Genomic DNA, 20271 nt, shown 5'->3' with positions numbered 1-20271 from the left:
GGCGTTCGGGTCTTTTTTTGCCGAGCCCGGCCCGCCGCGGCCAAGCCCGAGGCGCCGCGTATCATACGGTGATGGCCGACACCCCCCGCACCGCCCTGACCCCGCAGGACTACTTGAAAAAAATCCTCACCGCGCGCGTGTACGACGTGGCGCGCGAAACGCCGCTGGAGCCGGCGCGCAACCTCAGCCGCCGGCTGCACAACAAAATCCTGCTCAAGCGCGAAGACCAGCAGCCCGTGTTCAGCTTCAAGCTGCGCGGGGCGTACAACAAACTGGCCCACCTGTCGCCCGAGCAACTGCAGCGCGGGGTCATCTGTGCCTCGGCCGGCAACCACGCGCAGGGCGTGGCGCTGGGCGCGCATAAGCTCGGCGCGCGCGCCGTCATCGTCATGCCCACCACCACCCCGCAGGTCAAGGTGGACGCCGTGCGCGCGCTGGGTGGCGAGGTGGTGCTGCACGGCGACAGCTACTCCGACGCGGCGCAGCACGCCACCGAACTGGCCCGCCAGCAGGGGCTGACCTTCGTGCACCCCTTCGACGACCCCGACGTCATCGCCGGCCAGGGCACCATCGCGATGGAGATGCTGCGCCAGCTGCAGGGGCTGGGCTCCAACCGGCTGGATGCCGTGTTCGTCGCCATCGGCGGCGGCGGGCTGATCGCCGGCGTGGCCAACTACCTCAAGGCGGTGCGGCCCGACATCCGCGTTATCGGGGTGCAAATGGACGACTCCGACGCCATGCTGCGCTCGGTGCAAGCGGGCCAGCGCGTGCAGTTGGCCGACGTCGGGCTGTTTGCCGACGGCACCGCGGTCAAACTGGTCGGCGAGGAAACGTTCCGCATCGCGCGCGAGCTGGTGGACGGCTACGTCACCGTCGACACCGACGAGGTCTGCGCCGCCATCAAAGACGTGTTTGTCGACACCCGCAGCATCGTCGAGCCCGCCGGCGCGATGGCCGTGGCCGCGATCAAAAAATACGTCGCCGAGCGCAAAACCAAGGGCGAAACCTACGCCGCCATCCTGTGCGGCGCCAACATGAACTTCGACCGGCTGCGCTTCGTGGCCGAACGCGCCGAGGTGGGCGAGGAGCGCGAGGCGCTCTTTGCCGTGACGATCCCCGAAGAGCGCGGCAGCTTTCTGCGCTTTTTGCAGACCATCGGCACGCTGCCCGGCGGCCCGCGCAACGTCACCGAGTTCAACTACCGTATCCACGACACGCGCGTGGCGCACGTCTTCGTGGGCTTGACCACGCACGGCCGCGGCGAAAGCGTCAAGATCGCCGCCGCATTCGAAAAACAGGGCTTTGCCACGCTGGACCTCACCCACGACGACTTGGCGCAGGAGCACATCCGCCACATGGTCGGCGGCCACTCGCCGCTGGCGCAGGACGAGCGGCTGCTGCGCTTCATCTTCCCCGAGCGCCCCGGCGCGCTGCTGAAGTTCCTCACCCTGATGCGCCCGAGTTGGAACATCAGCCTGTTCCACTACCGCAACCAAGGCGCGGACTACGGCCGCATCCTGGTTGGCATGCAGGTGCCGCCCAAGGATGGCAAAGCGTTCGAGCGCTTCCTGCGCGAGCTGGGCTACCCCTACGTGGAAGAAACCGACAACCCGGTGTACCGGTTGTTTTTGCGCGGAGGCAACTGAGCACCCATGGCCGAAACGTGGCTACCCACCGCCCGCCACGTGCCCTCGCCCAACCACGGGCCGCGGCCGCCCGGTGTGCAGCCGTGGCTGGTCGTGCTGCACTCGATCAGTCTGCCGCCGGGGCACTACGGTGGCCCGCACATCGAGCAACTCTTCACCAACACGCTCGACTGGGACGCGCACCCCTACTTCCAGTCCATCCGCGGGCTGGAGGTGTCGGCGCACTTCCTCATCCGCCGTGACGGCGAGCTGGTGCAGTTCGTCGCCTGCGAGCGCCGCGCCTGGCACGCGGGCCGCTCCTCTTGGCAGGGGCACGACAACTGCAACGACTACTCGATCGGCATCGAGCTCGAAGGCCTGGAAGGCACGGCGTTTGCCGACGCCCAGTACCCCGCGCTGGCCGCGCTGCTGGCCACGCTGCGCGCGCACCTGCCGACGCTGCGCGCGGTGGCCGGGCACGAGCACATCGCCCCGGGGCGCAAGGCCGACCCCGGCCCGGGGTTCGACTGGGCACGCCTGATCCGCCTGACCGGCTGGCCCGCGGCCTGGTTTGCCAGCACGGCGCCGGCCGCCCCCACCTCGGGTTGACCCCAAGCTATCGCCGCAGCGCGGCCCTGTAAAAAATTTCTACCTCGGCGCGCTTGCACCCCGCGCCAGCCCCGCTACACTACCGCTAGTGTTTTTCGGCTGCTGTGCACACTAGATCTAGTGTTGCACCACACACAACCTTGATCCGCCGACGATTCGCGAGGAACCATGCAAACCACCCTCTCCTCCCCCACCGTCACCCCCGCGGCCAGCGCCGAAGCGCCGCGCGCCAGCAGCCCCACGACGCTGCCCAACTACCAGATCATCCGCCGCAACGGCGCGGTGGTGCCGTTCGAGCCGGCCAAAATCGCCATCGCGATGACCAAGGCCTTTTTGGCCGTGCACGGCCCGCAAGGCGCGGCCAGCGCCAGCGTGCGCGAAACGGTGGAGCGCCTGACGCAAAACGTGGTGCGCGCGCTGATGCGCTCGCGCCCTGGCGGTGGCACCTTCCACATCGAAGACGTGCAAGACCAGGTCGAGCTCGGCCTGATGCGCGACGGCCACCACGAGGTCGCGCGCGCCTACGTGCTGTACCGCGAGCGCCGCGCCCAGGAGCGTGCCGCGCGTGGTGAAGCGCCGGCCGCGCCGGTGCAGCCCACCATCCACGTGCTCGACGGCGGCGAGCGCCGACCGCTGGATCTGGATCGGCTCAAGGCGCTGATCCACTCCGCCGTCGAAGGCCTGGGGCCCGACGTGCAGGCCGAACCCATCGTCGCCGAAACGCTGCGCAACCTCTACGATGGCGTGCCGCTGGACGAGGTGCACAAAGCCGCCATCCTGGCCGCGCGCACCAAGATCGAGACCGACCCCGACTACACCTACGTCACCGCGCGGCTGCTGCTGCACACCATTTACAAAGAGGTGTTGGGCCAGGAAACCACCCACGCCCAGATGCACGAGCGCTACGCCGAGTACTTCCCCGCGTTCATCAAGCAGGGGGTCGAGGCCGAGCTGCTCAACCCCGAGCTGCTCACCTTCGACCTGGCCAAGCTGGGCGCGGCGCTCAAGCCCGAACGCGACCTCAAGTTCGACTACCTGGGCCTGCAAACCCTGTACGACCGCTATTTCCTGCACGTGCGCAAGCGCCGCATCGAACTGCCGCAGGCGTTTTTCATGCGCGTGGCCATGGGGCTGGCGCTCAACGAAATCGACCGCGAAGCGCGCGCCATCGAGTTTTACGAGGTGCTGTCCAGCTTCGACTTTATGAGCAGCACACCCACGCTGTTCAACTCCGGCACGCTGCGCTCGCAACTGTCGAGCTGTTACCTCACCACGGTGCCGGACGACCTCGAAGGCATCTACGACGCCATCAAGGAAAACGCGCTGCTGTCCAAATTCGCTGGCGGCCTGGGCAACGACTGGACGCGCGTGCGCGCGCTGGGCAGCCACATCAAGGGCACCAACGGCGAAAGCCAGGGCGTGGTGCCGTTTCTGAAGGTGGTCAACGACACGGCGGTGGCCGTCAACCAGGGCGGCAAACGCAAAGGCGCGGTGTGCTGCTACCTGGAAACGTGGCACCTGGACATCGAAGAATTCCTGGAGCTGCGCAAAAACACCGGCGACGACCGCCGCCGCACGCACGACATGAACACCGCCAACTGGATCCCGGACCTGTTCATGAAGCGCGTGATGGACAACGGCGACTGGACGCTGTTTTCGCCGTCCAGCGTGCCGGACCTGCACGACAAGGTCGGCAAGGCGTTCGAAGAAGCCTACGTCGCCTACGAAGCCAAGGCCGAGCGCGGCGAAATCCGGCCGTTCAAAAAGGTGCGCGCGGTCGACCTGTGGCGCAAGATGCTGACGATGCTGTTCGAAACCGGGCATCCCTGGATCACGTTCAAGGACCCATGCAACATCCGCAGCCCGCAGCAGCACGTCGGCGTGGTGCACTCGTCCAACCTGTGCACCGAAATCACGCTCAACACCAGCGACACCGAAACAGCCGTGTGCAACCTCGGCTCGGTCAACCTGGCGCAGCACCTCAAAGACGGCCCCCACGGCAAGGAGCTCGACCACGACAAGCTCAAGCGCACCATCACGACCGCGATGCGCATGCTCGACAACGTCATCGACATCAACTACTACGCGGTCAAAAAGGCGCGCGACTCCAACTTGCGCCACCGTCCGGTGGGGCTGGGACTGATGGGCTTTCAGGACGCGCTGTACGAACTGCGCATCCCCTACGCCTCGCCCGAAGCGATCGAATTCGCCGACCGCTCGATGGAGGCGATCTGCTACTACGCCTACTGGGCCAGCAGCGACCTGGCGGTGGAGCGTGGGCGCTACTCCACCTACAAAGGCTCGCTGTGGGACCGCGGCATCCTGCCGATCGACTCGCTGGATCTGCTGGCCGAGCAGCGCGGTGGCTACCTGGAAGTGGACCGCTCGCGCACGCTCGACTGGGACGCGCTGCGCGCCAAAATCCAGCGCGACGGCATGCGCAACTCCAACTGCATCGCCATCGCCCCCACCGCCACCATCTCCAACATCGTCGGCGTGGACGCCTCGATCGAGCCGTGCTTTGGCAACCTGTCGGTCAAGTCCAACCTGTCGGGCGAATTCACCGTCATCAACCACTACCTGGTGCGTGACCTCAAGCGCCTGGGCCTGTGGGACGAGGTCATGATCATGGACCTCAAACACTTCGACGGCTCGCTGTGGCCGATCGACCGCGTGCCACGCGAACTCAAAGAGCTGTACCGCACGGCGTTCGAAATCGAACCGGTGTGGCTGGTGGAAGCGGCCGCGCGGCGCCAGAAATGGATCGACCAGGCCCAAAGCCTCAACATCTACATGGCCGGCGCCTCGGGCAAAAAGCTCGACGAAACCTACAAACTGGCCTGGATTCGCGGCCTCAAGACCACCTACTACCTGCGCACCACCGGCGCCACCCACGCCGAAAAAGCCACCGTGCGCAGCGGCGCGCTCAACGCCGTGCCAACGGCCGGCAGCGCCACCACCTTGGCCACGCCGGCGTCGGTCGAGCCCGCCACCGACATCAAATTCTGCGCCATCGACGACCCCGGCTGCGAAGCCTGCCAATAAGCAGCCAGCGGCACAGACTTGTCAAAGCGCGTACATCTTTCAATAATTGACACGAAACGGAATTGACCATGCTAACCTGGGACGACGCCACCCCCACCGTTGCCACCCCGCCGGCCCGCCCCACGGCGGGCGGTGCTGGCTCACCAACGGCCCACCCCGGTGTGTTGGGCGTGCCGCCCACGCCCTCCGTGGGTGGCTTCGACTACGTTTCCGCCGTCACGCCGCATGTGGCGGCCGTTGCGGCCTCCCCAACCCCCGCGGTGACGGGGCCCACGCAGGCCTCGCGCGCGCAGGCCGCCAGCTTTCGGCGCGTCAACGTGGCCGACAAGCGCATCATCAACGGCCAGACCGATGTCAACCAACTCGTGCCCTTCAAGTACAAGTGGGCCTGGGAAAAATACCTTGCCTCCTGCGCCAACCACTGGATGCCGCAGGAAATCAACATGTCGCGCGACATCGCGTTGTGGAAAGACCCCAACGGCCTGACCGAAGACGAGCGCCGCATCGTCAAGCGCAACCTGGGCTTTTTCGTCACCGCCGACTCGCTGGCGGCCAACAACATCACGTTGGGCACCTACCGCCACATCACCGCGCCGGAATGCCGCCAGTTCCTGTTGCGCCAAGCGTTCGAAGAAGCCATCCACACCCACGCCTACCAGTACATCGTGGAGTCGCTTGGGCTCGATGAAGGCGAAATTTTCAACGCCTACCACGAAATCCCATCGATCCGCGACAAGGACGAGTTCCTGATCCCCTTCATCGACGCGATCATGGACCCGGCGTTCAAAACCGGCACGCCGGAAAACGACCAAAAGCTGCTCAAGAGCTTGATCGTTTTTGCCTGCCTGATGGAGGGGCTGTTTTTCTACGTCGGCTTCACGCAGATCCTGGCGCTGGGCCGCCAAAACAAAATGACTGGCGCGGCCGAGCAGTACCAGTACATCCTGCGTGACGAATCCATGCACTGCAACTTCGGCATCGACATGATCAACCAGCTCAAGCTGGAAAACCCCCACCTGTGGACGCCTGAGTTCAAGCGCGAGATCAAGGAACTGTTCCTCACCGCGGTGGACCTGGAATACCGCTACGCCGAAGATACGATGCCGCGCGGGGTGCTGGGCCTCAACGCCAGCATGTTCAAGGGCTACCTGCGCTACATCGCCAACCGGCGCGCCACGCAAATCGGTCTGGAGCCGCTGTTCCCCAACGAGGACAACCCGTTCCCGTGGATGAGCGAGATGATCGACCTGAAAAAGGAGCGCAATTTCTTCGAGACCCGCGTCATCGAATACCAGTCCGGCGGCGCCTTGTCGTGGGATTGAGACCCTGCCCCTGAGCCAGGTCCGCCGCAGCGCTGCGCCGCCGTCACCGTGTTCCCACCCGCCAACCTGAGACAGGAGAACCTCATGGCAACCGCGAAGAAGGCCGCCGCCGCGGCCACCGAGCCCGCCAAGAACAAGACGGCCACGAAGAAGACGGCAGCGCAGCCGTCCAGCGCCACCGAGCCTGCTGCGGCGACCGCGCCGAAAAAACGCGCCACCAAGGTGAGCGACGCCACCGCCAAGGCCCCCGCCAAGAAGGCTGCCGCCAAGGCCCCGGCAGCCCCGGCGGCACCGGCCAAGAAGACCTCAGCGTCCAAGGCGGCCACCGCCAAGACCACGGAGGTCAAGGCCAAGGCCAGCAAGGCGGCAGCGGCCAGCGGCGCCCCGGCCAGCACCAGCAAAGCCAAAACCAAAGCCAAGGCCAGCGCCGCGCAGCCGGCGCCGGCCAAAGCCACCGCCGAGGCCACCAAGGCCGCCGCGGCCCCCGTGAGCGCCAAGAAGCCCTCCACCCCGAAGACAACGGCTAAGGCCACCTCAGCCCCCGCGGCCAAGACCACGCCGACCAAGCAAGCAGCCGCCAAAACCGCGGCCGCCCCGGCCACCACCGGCAAAGCCAAAACCAAAGCCAAGGCCAGCGCCGCGCAGCCTGCACCGGCCAAAGCCACCGCCAAGGCCACCCCATCAGGTGCGTCGAAGGCCCGCAGCGCCAAAACCGCCACCAAGAAGGCCACCGCCCCCGCACCAGCGGCGCAAACCAAGCTCGCACCCACGGCGGCTTGGCCTTTCCCCACCGGAACGCGGCCCTGAAGGCAGCCTCACGGCGGGCACGGGGCTCCCGGCCCGCCAGCTTCGTCAGGCCTGCACGTCGAAGCCAGGCGGCAAGCGCCAGTTCTGGCCGCCGCGCGTGGCGATTTTGAGCGCCCCGATGCGGTTACCCAGCCGGGCCGCGCGCAGCACCGACCAGCCCTGGGCCAGGCCGTACAGCAGCGCGGCGCGGAAGGCGTCGCCACAGCCGGTGGGGTCGACGATGGCGCTGGCCGGCTCGCCCGGCACGCGCGTGGCCGTGCCCTCGATCCACACGTCGCAGCCGTGCTCGCCCAACGTGACCACCAGGGCACGCAGGTGGCGTGACAGTTGCGCCAGCGTCAGCCCCGTGCGGTCGCACAGCAGCCGCGCTTCGTAGTCGTTCAGTGCCGCCCAGTCGGCCAGCTCCACCAGGCGCAGCAGCTCCTCGCCGCTGAACATCGGCAGCCCCTGCCCAGGGTCGAACACGAACGGCACGCCCGCCGCGTGCAGTTGGTGGGCGTGCTCCCAGGTGGCCTGCTTGCCGTCGGGCGACAGGATGGCCAGCGGCACGCCCGAGGTGTCGGCCACGGGGTTGGTGTGCGCCAGCGCCATCGCGCCGGGGTGGAAGGCCGTGATCTGGTTGTTGTCGCGGTCGGTCATGATCATGGCCTGGGCGGTGTAGTGCTCGCCCAGCACCCGGATCGCGTCGATGTCCACACCCAGCGCGCGCAGCCGCTGCAGGTAGTGCCGACCGTCGTCGCCCAGCGTGGCCACGGGCCGCACGGGCGCGCCCAACTGGCGCAGCCCATACGCGATGTTGCCAGCGCAGCCGCCGAACTCGCGCCGCAGCGCCGGCACCACGAAAGCCACGTTGAGGATGTGCAGCTGATCGGGCAGGATGTGGTCGGCGAAGCGGCCTTCGAAGTCCATGATGGTGTCGAACGCCAGCGAGCCGCAAACAAGAATGGTCATGGTGTCAGGGGATCAAGGGTAAAACAGCACCACCCGGTAGCCGTTCATGCGGCTGGCTTGGGGGTGGTCGAAGGCCAGCTCAAACTGCAAGGGCCACTCGGTCGCGGCGGCCAGCCGTTCGGTCGGTTGCGGCCACTGCGGCGGCAACCAGACCCGGCGCGCCAGCGGTTCGCCCTGCGCGTCGACCAGCGTCAACTCCAGCGCCGGGGCCTCCACCTCGGCGTCGGCCTGGTTGCGCAGCACCAGGTGGAAGCTGTAGCGGTCGGGGGCGCGGCGCAGCAGCACCGACCCCTCGACCACCACCGCCCCGGCCGGGCGCTGCCGCCCCACCGTGCAGCCAAGCGGCTGGCAGGCCAGTTCGTACCACGGCAGGGCTTGCGGCCAACGCGCCAGCACCGCCGCCCGCCCCAGCCAGGCCACCTGCGCCAACAGCAGACCGGTCAGCCCCAGCGCCACCGCCGCCAGCACCGCGCGCACCAGCGGGTGCTGCCAGCGCGCGCGGCGACGCGCCTGGCGCACAAACGCCGGCTCAGGCTCAGGCTCGGGCTGGGGCTGCGAAACGGGCTCGTCCGGCCACGACGCCGGCTCAGGCTCGGGCGCCCCGGCAGGCGCCGGCGGCTGGGTCGCCGCCTCGGGCTGCGCAGGCGCCGCCACAGGCTGTGGCTGGGGCCCGGGTTCGGCCGGCGCCCCCGCGGGCGGCGGCTCGACCAGGTGCTGCGCCGCCGTGGGGGCTGGCGTCGCCGTGGTCTCGGGCAGCACCCGCGCGTCGGGCGGCTGCCCCGGCGCCAAGGCTGGCTCCGGCTGCAAATCCTGCGTGGCGTCGAACACGTGCTGGCACCAGCCGCAGCGCGCCCACCCGTCGGCGATCTTGAGTTGATCGACGACGACGCGAAACGACGTGCCGCACGAGGGGCAGCGGGTGACGAAGCGCATGGCGCGATTATGACGGCGCCCGCACGCGGCGGCGTGCCGGCGCGCGCGCTCACGCGGCCGCGGTTCGTGTGCCCGTCATCAGGATCCAGCCGTCCAGGGCGTCGTGCACCTGCAACGCCAGCCAGGGCGCGTAGGCGTCGCGCAGCTCGTCGGCCTGGCGCTGCAAGATGCCGGCCAGCACCAGATGGCCGCCCGGCGCCACCAGGCTGCTCAGCAGCGGCGCCAGCACCTTCAGCGGCGTGGCCAGGATGTTGGCCAGCACCACGTCGTAGGGGCCTTGCGCAAGCTCGGGCAGCCCCGCGCGCAGCGTCACGCCGTTGGCGGTGGCGTTGGCTTCGGTGGCCTGCACCGCCGCGGGGTCGATGTCCACCGCGTCCACCGCCGCCGCGCCGTGCTTGGCCGCGGCGATGGCCAAAATGCCCGACCCGCAGCCGTAGTCCAGCACCCTGCGGCCCGCCACCCCGTGGGTGGCGATCCAGCGCAGGCACATGTGCGTCGTGGGGTGCGTGCCGGTGCCAAACGCCAGCCCCGGGTCCAGCCGGATCACGGTGCGCGCCTGCGCCGGCGGCTCGTGCCAGCTCGGCACGATCCAAAACGCCGGCGTGATCGGCACCGGGTCGAACTGCGCCTGCGTCAGGCGCACCCAGTCGGTGTCGGCCACCGGCCGCACGCCCAGCACCGCGCACTCGGCAAAAAAGTCCTGCGGCGCCAGCAGCGCCGCCGCTTCGCGCGCCTGCGCTTCGGTGTCGAACAGCGCCACCACGCGCGAATGCTGCCAGCCCGCCGCCGGCGGTGGCAGCCCCGGCTCGCCAAACAGCGCCCGCTCCGCCGTTGTGTCGGCGTCGGCGTCTTCCACGCTGACGCTGAGCGCGTCTAACGCTTCCAGCGCGTCGCACACGTCTTCCACGCGCGGCTCGGGCACGCGCAACACCAGCTCGAACCAGCGCGCCGCCGCGCCGGAGGTGGGTTCAGGCACGCTCACGTTGGGCCAACCAGCTCTCGAGGTAGTGGATGTTGGTGCCGCCAGCCTCGAAATTGGCGTCCACCATCAGCTCGCGGTGCAGCGGCACGTTGGTCTTGATGCCCTCAACCACCACCTCGGCCAGCGCGCCGCGCATGCGCGCCAGCGCCTGTTCGCGCGTGTCGCCGTGCACGATGATCTTGCCGATCATCGAGTCGTAGTTGGGCGGCACGCTGTAGCCGGTGTAGATGTGCGAGTCCACCCGCACCCCGGGGCCGCCCGGCGCGTGCCAAGCGGTGATGCGCCCGGGCGACGGCGTGAACTTGTACGGGTCTTCGGCGTTGATGCGGCACTCGATGGCGTGCCCGCGCAGCTCGATTTGGCGCTGCGTGAACGGCAGCTTTTCGCCCGCGGCGATCAGGATCTGCTGGCGCACGATGTCGATGCCGGTGATCATTTCGGTCACCGGGTGCTCGACCTGCACGCGCGTGTTCATCTCGATGAAGTAGAACTCGCCGTTTTCGTACAGGAACTCGAAGGTGCCCGCGCCGCGGTAGCCGATTTTTTTGCACGCGGCGGCGCAGCGCTCGCCGATGCGCGCGATCAGCCGTCGCGCAATACCAGGCGCGGGCGCCTCCTCGATCACCTTTTGGTGGCGCCGCTGCATCGAGCAATCGCGCTCGAACAGGTACACCGCGTTGCGGTGCTGGTCGGCCAGCACCTGGATTTCGATGTGCCGAGGGTTTTGGAGGAATTTCTCCATGTACACCTCGGGGTTGTTGAAGGCGGCCGCGGCCTCGCTCTTGGTCGTCTGCACCGCGTGCAGCAGGGCCGCTTCGGTGTGCACGACGCGCATGCCGCGCCCGCCGCCGCCGCCGGCGGCCTTGATGATGACGGGGTAGCCGATGCTGCGCGCGATGCGCTTGATCTCGGCCGGGTCGTCAGGCAGCGCGCCATCGGACCCCGGCACGGTGGGCACCCCGGCCTTGATCATGGCCTGCTTGGCCGACACCTTGTCGCCCATCAGGCGGATCGACTCCGGCGTCGGTCCGATGAAGACAAAGCCGCTCTTTTCCACCCGCTCGGCAAAGTCGGCGTTTTCACTCAGGAAGCCGTAACCCGGGTGGATGGCTTCGGCGTCGGTAACCTCGGCGGCCGAGATGATGGCCGGCATGTTGAGGTAGCTCTGCGCCGACGGCGCCGGGCCAATGCAGACCGCTTCGTCAGCCAGCTTGACGTACTTGGCCTCGCGGTCGGCTTCGGAGTACACCACCACGGCCTTGATGCCCAGCTCCCGGCAGGCGCGCTGCACGCGCAGCGCGATCTCCCCGCGGTTGGCGATCAGAATCTTCTTGAACATGGCCGCGGCGACTCACTCGAGCACGAAGAGGGGTTGCCCGTATTCCACGGCCTGGCCGTTTTCGACCAGAATCTCTTTGATGACGCCCGCCCGATCGGCCTCGATCTCGTTGAGAATCTTCATGGCTTCGATGATGCACACCGGCTCGCCCTCCTTGACCGCCTGGCCCACTTCGACAAAGGGCTTGGCGCCGGGGCTGGGGGCGCGGTAGAAGGTGCCCACCATGGGCGACTTGATCACATGGCCTTGCGGCACGGGTGCGGCGGCCGGGGCGGTGGCGGGCGCCGCGGGTTCGGCCGGCGCCGGCACCGCCACCACGGCGGGCGCGGCAGGCGCGGGCATGGCCACGGGGGCCGCGACCACGGCTTGGGTGGCGGGCGCACCCTTGACGATGCGCACCTTGCCTTCGGCCTCGGTGATTTCGAGTTCGGAGATGTTGGACTCCGAGACCAGGTCGATGAGCGTTTTGAGCTTGCGCAGATCCATGGTGACTCCGTATATGCTCCGAACTGGCAGGCATCGCGCCGGCAACGGCGCGCAAGGAGGGCGCAATATACACGAAGCCGACCCCACCCACACCATCCACCCTGAACGGAGGACTCGATGATCGAAGCCGCTGACGCCGTGCCAACGATGGCGCTGCCGGGGCTGGCGCGCGCCCTCATCGCGCAGGGCCAGCTGACCCAGCAGCAGGCGCAGCAACTGTACGCCGAAGCGCAGCGCAAGCGCACGGGCTTTATCGCCGAGCTGATCGACAGCCGCGCCGTGTCGCCGCGCGAGCTGGCGCACACCATGTCGCAGGCGTTCGCCGCGCCGCTGATCGACCTCGACGCCGTCGACCCGCAGCGCCTGCCGCAGGGCGTGCTGTCGGCGCGCACCTGCCAGCAGTTTCGCATCGTGCCGCTGGCGCGGCGCGGCAACCGGCTCAGCCTGGCCACGGCCGACCCGTCGGACCTGCAAGCGGCCGAAAAGGTCAAGTTCGAAACCCAGCTCACCGTCGACTGGATCGTGGCCGAGGTCGACAAGCTCGACCACCTGGTGCAGGCCTACACCACCGGCGCGGGGCAGGCGCTGCAGCACATCGTCGGCACCGAGTTCGACTTCGCCGCCGCCGGCATCGAAATGGCGCCCGCCGACCAGGAGCAGGAAACGCCCTCGGAGGTGGAAGACGCGCCCATCGTGCGCTTTTTGCACAAAATGCTGCTCGACGCCTACGCCATGCGCGCGTCGGACCTGCACTTCGAGCCGTACGAGCATTTTTACCGCGTACGCTTTCGCATCGACGGCCAACTGCGCGAGGTGGCCACACCCCCGATCGCCGTCAAAGAAAAGCTCGCCTCGCGCATCAAGGTCATCTCGCGGCTGGACATTTCGGAAAAGCGCGTGCCGCAGGACGGCCGCATGAAGCTCAAGGTCGGGCCGGACAAGGTGATCGACTTTCGCGTCAGCACCCTGCCCACCCTCTTTGGCGAAAAGGTCGTCATCCGCATCCTCGACCCCAGCAGCGCGCAAATGGGCATCGACGCGCTGGGCTACGAGCCCGACGAAAAAGAAAAACTGCTGGCCGCCATCCGCCGCCCTTACGGCATGGTGCTGGTCACCGGCCCCACCGGCTCGGGCAAGACGGTGTCGCTGTACAGCTGCCTCAACATCCTCAACGAACCTGGCGTCAACATCTCCACCGCCGAAGACCCGGCCGAGATCAACCTGCCGGGCGTCAACCAGGTCAACGTCAACGAAAAAGCCGGTCTGACCTTCGCCGCGGCGCTGCGCGCCTTTTTGCGCCAGGACCCCGACATCATCATGGTGGGCGAAATCCGCGACCTCGAGACCGCCGACATCGCCATCAAGGCCGCGCAAACCGGCCACCTGGTGCTGTCCACGCTGCACACCAACGACGCGCCCTCGACGCTGACGCGCCTGATCAACATGGGCGTGGCGCCGTTCAACATCGCCGCCAGCGTCAACCTCATCACCGCCCAGCGGCTGGCGCGGCGGCTGTGCCCCAAGTGCAAGGCCCCCCACCACGACATTCCCCGCCAGGCGCTGCTGGACGCCGGCTTCACCGAGGAGGACCTGGCCGGCGATTGGCAGCCGTACAAGCCGGTCGGCTGCTCGGCGTGCCACGACGGCTACAAAGGCCGCGTCGGTATCTACCAGGTGATGCCGGTGTCCGAAGCCATCCAGCAGCTCATCCTGCGCGGCGCCAGCGCCGTGGACATCGCGCAACAGGCGCGCCGCGAAGGCGTGCGCACGCTGCGCGAAAGCGGGCTGCGCAAGGTTAAGATGGGCATCACGTCGTTGGAAGAGGTGCTGTCGGTCACCAACGACTAGCTCCAGGGCACCCAGCGGCACCACCACCCACCGCCACACACGATCGGGGAACGCGCATGGCCACGGCAACCCAAACCGCCCGCGAACACATCTTCGAGTGGGAGGGCAAGGACCGCAACGGTAAAGCGGTCAAAGGCGAAATGCGCGCCGTTGGTGAAGCCCAGGTGCAGGCCCAGCTGCGCCGCCAGGGCATCGTGGTCAGCAAGGTCAAAAAACGCCGCCTGGCCTCGGCCAAGCGCATCAAGCCCAAAGACATCGCCATTTTCACGCGGCAACTGGCCACGATGATGAAGGCCGGTGTGCCGCTGCTGCAGGCGTTCGACATCGTCGGCCGCGGCAATCCCAACCCCAGCGTGTCGCGGCTGCTGTACGACATCCGCACGGATGTCGAAACGGGCACCTCGCTGTCGGCGGCGTTTCGCAAGCACCCCATGTACTTCAACGCCCTGTACTGCAACCTGGTCGAGGCGGGCGAGGCGGCCGGCATCCTGGAAGAGATCCTGGACCGCCTGGCCAACTACCTGGAAAAGACCGAAGCCATCAAAAGCAAGGTCAAGTCGGCGCTGATGTACCCCACCGCGGTGCTGGTGGTGGCCTTTATCGTCGTGTCGGTCATCATGATCTTCGTCGTGCCGGCGTTCAAGGAGGTGTTCACCTCGTTCGGCGCCGACCTGCCCGCGCCCACGTTGGCGGTCATCGCGATGAGCGAATTTTTCGTCGCCTACTGGTGGCTGATTTTTGGCGTGCTGGGCGGCGGGCTGTACTTTTTTTTCCAGGCCTGGCGGCGCAGCGAAAAAGTGCAGCGCTTCATGGACCGGCTGCTGCTGCGGCTGCCCATCTTTGGGCCGCTGGTCGAAAAGTCCGCCATCGCGCGCTGGACCCGCACGCTGGCCACGATGTTCGCCGCCGGCGTGCCGCTGGTGGAGGCGCTGGACTCCGTGGGCGGCGCCGCCGGCAACTCGGTGTACGCCGAAGCCACCGAAAAAATCCAGCAAGAAGTCGCCACCGGCACCGGGCTGACGCAGGCCATGACCAACACCGGCGTGTTTCCCTCGATGGTGCTGCAGATGTGCGCCATCGGTGAGGAGTCCGGCGCCGTCGACCACATGCTGGGCAAGGCGGCCGACTTCTACGAGCAGGAGGTCAACGACATGGTCGCGGGCCTGTCCAGTCTGATGGAGCCCATCATCATCGTCATTCTGGGCACCATCATCGGCGGCATCGTGGTGGCGATGTACCTGCCGATCTTCAAGCTCGGGGCCGTCGTGTGACCACCACCGCCGCCGCGGGCAGCTTGGCCCCGCTGCCGCCCGACATGCAGCGCAGCGCCGCGCTGGTGGTGGACGCCAACCCCACCGCACGCATGACCATCGCCGGTCAATTGCGGGCGTTTGGCTTCAGCTCCATCACGCAGGTGGGCCGCATCGCCGACGCGCGGCGCGAAATCGAACGCCACCCGTTCGGCGTCGTGGTCTGCGGCGACAGCTTTCCACGCGGCGGCTCGGGCCAGGCGCTGCTGGACGACCTGCGCCGCAGCGGCCTGCTGCCGTTTGGCACGGTGTTCATCCTGATCACCGACGAAGCCACCTACCTCAAAGTGGCCGAAGCCGCGGAGTCGTCGGTGGACAGCTACATCGTGCGCCCCTACTCCGCCGGCAGCCTGTACGACCGCATCGAGCAGGCGCAGCGGCGCAAAGTCGCCCTGTGGGACATCCACCGCGCGCTGGAAGAGGGCCGCCACGACGACGCCATCGAGCTGTGCTTGCAGCGCTTCGCCACGCGCGGCCCGCAATGGCTGCAAGCGGCGCGCTGGGGCGCCGAAATCCTGCTGCGCCTGGGGCGGCTGGGGCAGGCGCAAGCGCTGTTCCAATCGATCTGGGACACCGAACCCAAACCGTGGGCGCTGCTGGGCGTGGCGCGCTGCCAGCTCGACGACGGCGCCCCGGCGGCGGCCGAGCAGACGCTGCGCCAACTGCTGGAGCTGCACCCCGACGACCCGGACGCGCTGGACGTGCTGGCGCGCGTGCAAACGGAGCTGGGGCAATTCGCCCAGGCGCTGGACAGCCTGGAGCGCGCGCTCGAAGCCACCCCGCTGGCCATCGGTCGCCAACAACGGCTGGGCATGCTGGCGTTTTTCATCGGCAACCGGGACAAGGCCGTGGAATTGCTGCAGCGCGCCGCGGCGCTGGGGCTGGACTCCAAAATGTTCGACGCCGAAAGCCTGGTGCTGCTGGCCATCGCCGCCCACGAGCATGACGACGCCGACGAGCTGCAACGCCACCGCGCCGAGCTGCACAAGCGCGCCGCCGCCGACCCCGACGACGTCCGCCTGCAGCGCTTCGTCCACCTGACCGACGCGCTGCAGCGCGCCCACGACAGCGCCGCGCTGGACGGCGACGTCGCACGCTGGCACGACGACGCCACCGCGCCCGACTTCACGATGGAGGCGGCCTGCAACCTGCTGGCCGCGCTGGCGGCGCTAACGCACCGTGGCGCCCTCGCGCCGCAGCCGGCGCTGGTGGAGCGCGTCGGCCTGCGCTGGGCCACCTCCAAGGCCATGGGCGAGTTGCTGGCCAGCGCCGCGCGCCACCACACCCCCTACGCCGAGCAATTGCGCCAGTGCGAAACCACCATGGTGCAGCGCATCGAGGCGGCGCTGCGCCGCGTCGCCGACGGCGACCCCGTCATGGGCCTGGCGGAGCTGGTGACGCTGGCGCAGCAAACCTACAACGCCCGCGCGGTGGAATCGGCCTGGCTGGTGCTGCAGCGCCACCGCGACCAACTGCCCAACGGCGAGCGTTGGCACCAGCAGGTTGCCACGCTGCGCGCCGCCTATGGCACCGCGCGCCACCGCCCCGCGCTGGGCGACCCGCGGCTGCGCCCCGCCGGCGGCATCGCCCTGGGGCCGCTGGACCGCCGCCCCCTGCCTCCACGCCCTGACCAGCCCGCATGAACCCCTGGGACTTGTACGGCGCCACGGCCCTGGTGGTCGATGGCAACCCCACCTCGCGCTCCATCCTGGTGGCGCAACTGCGCGACCTGGGCGCGGCCACCGTGGCCCAGGCGCCGCGCATCGCCGACGCACGCCGCCAGCTCGAATTTCGCACCTTCGACATCGTGGTGTGCGAGCAGAACTTTCCCAACGACCACGGCACTGGGCAGGAGCTGCTGGACGACCTGCGCCGCGCCGGGCTGCTGCCCTTTGCCACCGTGTTCATCATGGTCACGGCCGAGGCCTCGTACGCCCGCGTGGCCGAAGCCGCCGAATCGGCGCTGGACTCGTACCTGCTCAAGCCGTTCACGGCGCGTCAGCTGGCCGAGCGCATCGGGTACGCCCGCCACCGCAAAACCGTGCTGCGCGACATCTTCAGCGCCGTCGAAGCGCAGGATTTCGAGCGCGCCGCCGAGCTGTGCCTGCAACGCTTCCACGCCCGGCAGGACTACTGGCTCTACGCCGCGCGCGTGGGCGCCGAGCTGCTGCTGCGGCTGCACCGCTACGACGAAGCGCAGCACCTGTACGAAGCCGTCGTCGAAGCCAAAGCCCTGCCGTGGGCCCGGCTGGGCGTGGCACGCGCGCAACTGGACGCGGGGCAACCGCAAAAAGCCAGCGGCACGCTGCAGGCCCTGCTGGACAGCGACCCCGGCTACGCCGACGCCTACGACGTCATGGGCCGTGCGCAAATCGAGCTGGGCAACTTCGACGCCGCGTTGGCCGCTTACCGCATGGCCACGGAGCTCACGCCGTACTCGATCAGCCGGCTGCAACGCCACGGCATGCTGGCGCACTACTGCGGCCAGCGCGAGCTGGCCGAACAGATGCTGGCGCGCAGCGTGCGCCTGGGGCTGGATTCCAAAATGTTCGACGCCCAGACGCTGGTGCTGCTGGGCTTCATGCGCTTCGAAGCCGGCGACCGCAAGGGCCTGCAGCGCTGCATCGACGACGCCGGCCGCATCCTGGAACGCCACCCCGAATCGCAGCGCCTGCAACGGCTGGTGCAGGTGCTGCACATCGCCCAGTTGCTGCTGGAGGCGCAAGTCGCACGCGTGCTGCAGGGCCTGCGCGCCATGATGGCGCAACTGTTGGACGAAGGCTTCGACTTCGAAGCCGCCTGCAACCTGGCCACGCTGCTGGCGTACACCGCCGAGCGCGCCATCCAAATCGACGAAGTCGAAGAGCGCCTGACCGTGCTGGGGCGGCGCTTTTGCACCTCCAAGGCGCTGACGGCCTTGCTGGCCCAGGCGGCCAGCGCCCACCCGCCCTACGCCGAGCGGCTCAGCGCCCTGTACAACGACGTGCTCAGCCTCATCGAAGGCGCCATGCGCCACAGCCTGGCGGGCAACCCGCGCGCCGCGGTGCTGGAGCTGCTCGCCCACGGCGAAGCCACCTGCAACGCCAAAATCATCGAGTCCGCCTGGGGCACCCTCAAACGCTACCAAGCCCGCATCGACGACGCCGAGGCGCTGGCCGCGCGGCTGCAGCCACTGCGCACACGTTACCAGTCGTGGGCCAACAAACCCGTCATCGGCGACAAAGCCGCGCGCCAAGCGGGCGGCGTCAGCCTGCGCGTCATGGACGTCAAAAGCACCGAAACCTGAGCTATAATGCGCGCCTCACGGGCCGATAGCTCAGCTGGGAGAGCGCCGCGTTCGCAATGCGGAGGTCGGGAGTTCGATCCTCCTTCGGTCCACCACGTGGGTTCTTAGCTCAGTTGGTAGAGCAGCGGACTCTTAATCCGTAGGTCGTAGGTTCGAATCCTACAGGACCCACCAAAAAAATCAACGACTTAGCCCGACAGCAAGCGGGCTTTTTTGTGGGCGCTCGCCGCCATGTAGCCACCATGTAGCCAGTTTTGGCAAGTGGCGGCCCTCTTGCTCCAGCCGTTCGCGCATGGCAGGGCTGCGGTCCATGGGGCTGACGCTGGCGGCAGCACGTCCGGATCGTGCGGGCCTTGGATCGATGACGTCGGTCCAGAGATGCCGGTGCCGACAAGCTTGCGGCAAGCCTGCGCATGGTCGTTCTCCCCTAAAAAGGGGAGTTGGGGCCTGGCCTACGCCGCTTTCGCCGGCGCTATCATGGATTGGCGTTGACCCGTGTCGATCGGGATGCTCGGCGACAGCCTGCCTGACAAGGTGTCCACCGCTTGTCGCTTGTCGCCGGTCATTTCGTCGCTCAGGTGGGCCGGCATCGCCCATCCCAAGAAACCGTTCCCAGGGAGAACCGGAAGTTGATCCAGAAGAAGAAAGTCGTCTTTGCCTACGAGGAGGAGCCGGCCTTCCACCTGAGGCCCGACGATGCCGGGCAGGACGTCTTGATCAAGCGGCCGCACAAGCCCGTGCTGCAGGGCCTGACCAACCCGGCGCAGATTGCCACCATCACGCCGCATTGCGAGCTGCCGGTGGGCGCGCTCAACGGCGTGCCGTTTGAGCCGTGGGAGCCGCCGGAGGATGCCGAGGGCTGGGGCGAGGTGGACGGGCAGCTCATCATCGAGGACGAGCCGGACGTGGCGCCGTTGAAGCCCGGGCAGAAGTTCTCGACCGGGCTGGTGATCATGGAGCCCGACGGGCGGCTGTGGATGGCATCGCCCACCAACGGCTTCGGCGGCTACGCGGCTACCTTCCCCAAAGGGCGCTTCGAGGAGGACGAGTGGTCGTCCTGGCAGTCCAACGCGATCAAGGAGGCGTGGGAGGAGACGGGCCTGAAGGCCTACATCGTGGCGTTCCTGGGCGACGTGGATCGCAGCACGACGCGCACGCGCTACTACCTTGCCAAGCGGACGGGGGGCACGCCGACCGACATGGGCTGGGAGAGTCAGGCGGTGCATCTGGTGCCGCTGAAGCGTGCGCGCGAGGTGCTGGATTCGCCCTACGACCACAAGGTGGTCGATCTGGTGGAGAAGGTGTTGCAGGCCCACGGTGGGCGCATGCCGGATCCGTGGTCGGGTGCGGGGTAAGAGGAACAGGGAAAGGGGGTATACGCGAATGTGGATCTGCCTCAACGACGCCTTTCTGTCCATCGTGTCTAAGGAGTGCCCGCCGGATAGCCTGCTGGTGCGGGCGCGCCGCGCGGGTGACATCGAGCGGGTGTTTCCGGGCTACCCGGTGCGCGAGTCGCTGCACACCGACTACCGCTACCGGGCGGTGGTGCCGCGCGAGGTGGTGGCCGAGACCATCGCGCAGCGGCTGCGCGAGGTGGATTACGGCAATTTCAAGGCCAGCGTCGCCGACGATGATCTGCACGACGCCTACGCGCGCGTCTGGGGGGTGATGTTCGGGCTGCAGTCGCGGCGACGCGGTTGAGTCCATGCACGGCCAAGGCCTGATGAG

At 68.0% G+C, this 20271-nt stretch carries 16 protein-coding genes and 2 tRNA genes; 13 read left to right on the top strand and 5 right to left on the bottom strand.

What is annotated here, in order from left to right; genetic code table 11:
* Positions 1-71 precede the first annotated feature (71 nt).
* From ilvA to EDC36_RS11105, 5 genes are all read left to right on the top strand, one after another.
* The gene (ilvA, locus tag EDC36_RS11125) at positions 72-1646 is read left to right on the top strand and encodes a threonine ammonia-lyase, biosynthetic (protein WP_132963329.1); all 1575 of its coding nucleotides are present in this window, start codon (positions 72-74) and stop codon (positions 1644-1646) included.
* A gap of 6 nt (positions 1647-1652) precedes the next feature.
* Positions 1653-2234, top strand: coding sequence for a 1,6-anhydro-N-acetylmuramyl-L-alanine amidase AmpD (gene ampD, locus EDC36_RS11120; RefSeq protein ID WP_132963328.1), 582 nt, complete (start codon positions 1653-1655; stop codon positions 2232-2234).
* 168 nt (positions 2235-2402) lie between these two features.
* Positions 2403-5279, top strand: a complete 2877-nt coding sequence (locus EDC36_RS11115; RefSeq protein WP_132963327.1) for a ribonucleoside-diphosphate reductase subunit alpha — start codon at positions 2403-2405, stop codon at positions 5277-5279.
* 68 nt (positions 5280-5347) lie between these two features.
* On the top strand, positions 5348-6601 hold the full coding sequence (locus EDC36_RS11110; RefSeq protein ID WP_243646571.1) for a ribonucleotide-diphosphate reductase subunit beta: 1254 nt from the start codon (positions 5348-5350) through the stop codon (positions 6599-6601).
* Between the two features lie 84 nt (positions 6602-6685).
* Positions 6686-7408, top strand: a complete 723-nt coding sequence (locus tag EDC36_RS11105; RefSeq protein WP_132963326.1) for a histone H1 — start codon at positions 6686-6688, stop codon at positions 7406-7408.
* Between the two features lie 45 nt (positions 7409-7453).
* On the opposite strand, the gene EDC36_RS11100 is transcribed toward EDC36_RS11105, so the two are convergent.
* From EDC36_RS11100 to accB, 5 genes are read right to left on the bottom strand one after another with little or no spacing between them, the layout of a single operon-like run.
* On the bottom strand, positions 7454-8359 hold the full coding sequence (locus EDC36_RS11100) for a carbohydrate kinase family protein (RefSeq protein WP_132963325.1): 906 nt from the start codon (positions 8357-8359) through the stop codon (positions 7454-7456).
* Between the two features lie 12 nt (positions 8360-8371).
* Positions 8372-9292: a zinc-ribbon and DUF3426 domain-containing protein gene (locus EDC36_RS11095; protein WP_132963365.1), complete on the bottom strand. Its 921-nt coding sequence runs from the start codon at positions 9290-9292 to the stop codon at positions 8372-8374.
* A gap of 49 nt (positions 9293-9341) precedes the next feature.
* Positions 9342-10274, bottom strand: a complete 933-nt coding sequence (prmA, locus tag EDC36_RS11090) for a 50S ribosomal protein L11 methyltransferase (RefSeq protein ID WP_390617154.1) — start codon at positions 10272-10274, stop codon at positions 9342-9344.
* Positions 10261-11613 (bottom strand): acetyl-CoA carboxylase biotin carboxylase subunit, encoded by a 1353-nt coding sequence (accC, locus tag EDC36_RS11085; RefSeq protein WP_132963324.1) that lies wholly within the window; start codon positions 11611-11613, stop codon positions 10261-10263. The genes prmA and accC overlap by 14 nt, the downstream gene beginning before the upstream one ends.
* A 12-nt stretch (positions 11614-11625) precedes the next feature.
* Positions 11626-12099, bottom strand: coding sequence for an acetyl-CoA carboxylase biotin carboxyl carrier protein (gene accB, locus EDC36_RS11080; protein WP_132963323.1), 474 nt, complete (start codon positions 12097-12099; stop codon positions 11626-11628).
* 117 nt (positions 12100-12216) lie between these two features.
* Here accB and pilB point away from each other — a divergent pair, with 117 nt between their 5' ends.
* From pilB to EDC36_RS11040, 8 genes are all read left to right on the top strand, one after another.
* Positions 12217-13947, top strand: coding sequence for a type IV-A pilus assembly ATPase PilB (pilB, locus tag EDC36_RS11075; RefSeq protein WP_185971229.1), 1731 nt, complete (start codon positions 12217-12219; stop codon positions 13945-13947).
* 56 nt (positions 13948-14003) lie between these two features.
* A complete protein-coding gene (locus EDC36_RS11070; RefSeq protein ID WP_132963322.1) occupies positions 14004-15218 on the top strand; it encodes a type II secretion system F family protein in 1215 nt (404 codons plus the stop codon).
* Entirely contained in the window at positions 15215-16900 is a 1686-nt protein-coding gene (locus EDC36_RS11065) for a tetratricopeptide repeat protein (protein WP_132963321.1), read from the top strand. The genes EDC36_RS11070 and EDC36_RS11065 overlap by 4 nt, the downstream gene beginning before the upstream one ends.
* A complete protein-coding gene (locus tag EDC36_RS11060; protein WP_132963320.1) occupies positions 16897-18543 on the top strand; it encodes a response regulator in 1647 nt (548 codons plus the stop codon). Before EDC36_RS11065 ends, EDC36_RS11060 begins: the two co-directional genes overlap by 4 nt.
* Positions 18544-18562: 19 nt before the next feature.
* Positions 18563-18638, top strand: a tRNA-Ala gene (locus EDC36_RS11055).
* A 3-nt stretch (positions 18639-18641) separates the two neighbouring features.
* Positions 18642-18717 (top strand) — tRNA-Lys (locus EDC36_RS11050).
* A 455-nt stretch (positions 18718-19172) separates the two neighbouring features.
* Positions 19173-19898 (top strand): NUDIX domain-containing protein, encoded by a 726-nt coding sequence (locus EDC36_RS11045; protein WP_132963319.1) that lies wholly within the window; start codon positions 19173-19175, stop codon positions 19896-19898.
* A 28-nt stretch (positions 19899-19926) separates the two neighbouring features.
* Positions 19927-20244, top strand: coding sequence for a hypothetical protein (locus EDC36_RS11040; RefSeq protein ID WP_132963318.1), 318 nt, complete (start codon positions 19927-19929; stop codon positions 20242-20244).
* Positions 20245-20271 lie beyond the last annotated feature (27 nt).

This window comes from Tepidimonas ignava (assembly GCF_004342625.1).
Lineage (GTDB): Bacteria > Pseudomonadota > Gammaproteobacteria > Burkholderiales > Burkholderiaceae_C > Tepidimonas > Tepidimonas ignava.
The sequence above is the reverse complement of the archived record's forward strand: the minus strand, read 5'-3'. Positions and strand labels throughout refer to the sequence as shown.

What these genes read in the sequence shown, in the direction of transcription:
- accC (WP_132963324.1), bottom strand. Translation starts at nt 11,613, where the DNA reads ATGTTCAAGAAGATTCTGATCGCCAACCGCGGGGAGATCGCGCTGCGC.
- EDC36_RS11040 (WP_132963318.1), top strand. Translation starts at nt 19,927, where the DNA reads ATGTGGATCTGCCTCAACGACGCCTTTCTGTCCATCGTGTCTAAGGAG.
- accB (WP_132963323.1), bottom strand. Translation starts at nt 12,099, where the DNA reads ATGGATCTGCGCAAGCTCAAAACGCTCATCGACCTGGTCTCGGAGTCC.
- pilB (WP_185971229.1), top strand. Translation starts at nt 12,217, where the DNA reads ATGATCGAAGCCGCTGACGCCGTGCCAACGATGGCGCTGCCGGGGCTG.
- EDC36_RS11115 (WP_132963327.1), top strand. Translation starts at nt 2,403, where the DNA reads ATGCAAACCACCCTCTCCTCCCCCACCGTCACCCCCGCGGCCAGCGCC.
- EDC36_RS11095 (WP_132963365.1), bottom strand. Translation starts at nt 9,292, where the DNA reads ATGCGCTTCGTCACCCGCTGCCCCTCGTGCGGCACGTCGTTTCGCGTC.
- ilvA (WP_132963329.1), top strand. Translation starts at nt 72, where the DNA reads ATGGCCGACACCCCCCGCACCGCCCTGACCCCGCAGGACTACTTGAAA.
- EDC36_RS11100 (WP_132963325.1), bottom strand. Translation starts at nt 8,359, where the DNA reads ATGACCATTCTTGTTTGCGGCTCGCTGGCGTTCGACACCATCATGGAC.
- ampD (WP_132963328.1), top strand. Translation starts at nt 1,653, where the DNA reads ATGGCCGAAACGTGGCTACCCACCGCCCGCCACGTGCCCTCGCCCAAC.
- EDC36_RS11070 (WP_132963322.1), top strand. Translation starts at nt 14,004, where the DNA reads ATGGCCACGGCAACCCAAACCGCCCGCGAACACATCTTCGAGTGGGAG.
- EDC36_RS11060 (WP_132963320.1), top strand. Translation starts at nt 16,897, where the DNA reads ATGAACCCCTGGGACTTGTACGGCGCCACGGCCCTGGTGGTCGATGGC.
- EDC36_RS11110 (WP_243646571.1), top strand. Translation starts at nt 5,348, where the DNA reads ATGCTAACCTGGGACGACGCCACCCCCACCGTTGCCACCCCGCCGGCC.
- EDC36_RS11105 (WP_132963326.1), top strand. Translation starts at nt 6,686, where the DNA reads ATGGCAACCGCGAAGAAGGCCGCCGCCGCGGCCACCGAGCCCGCCAAG.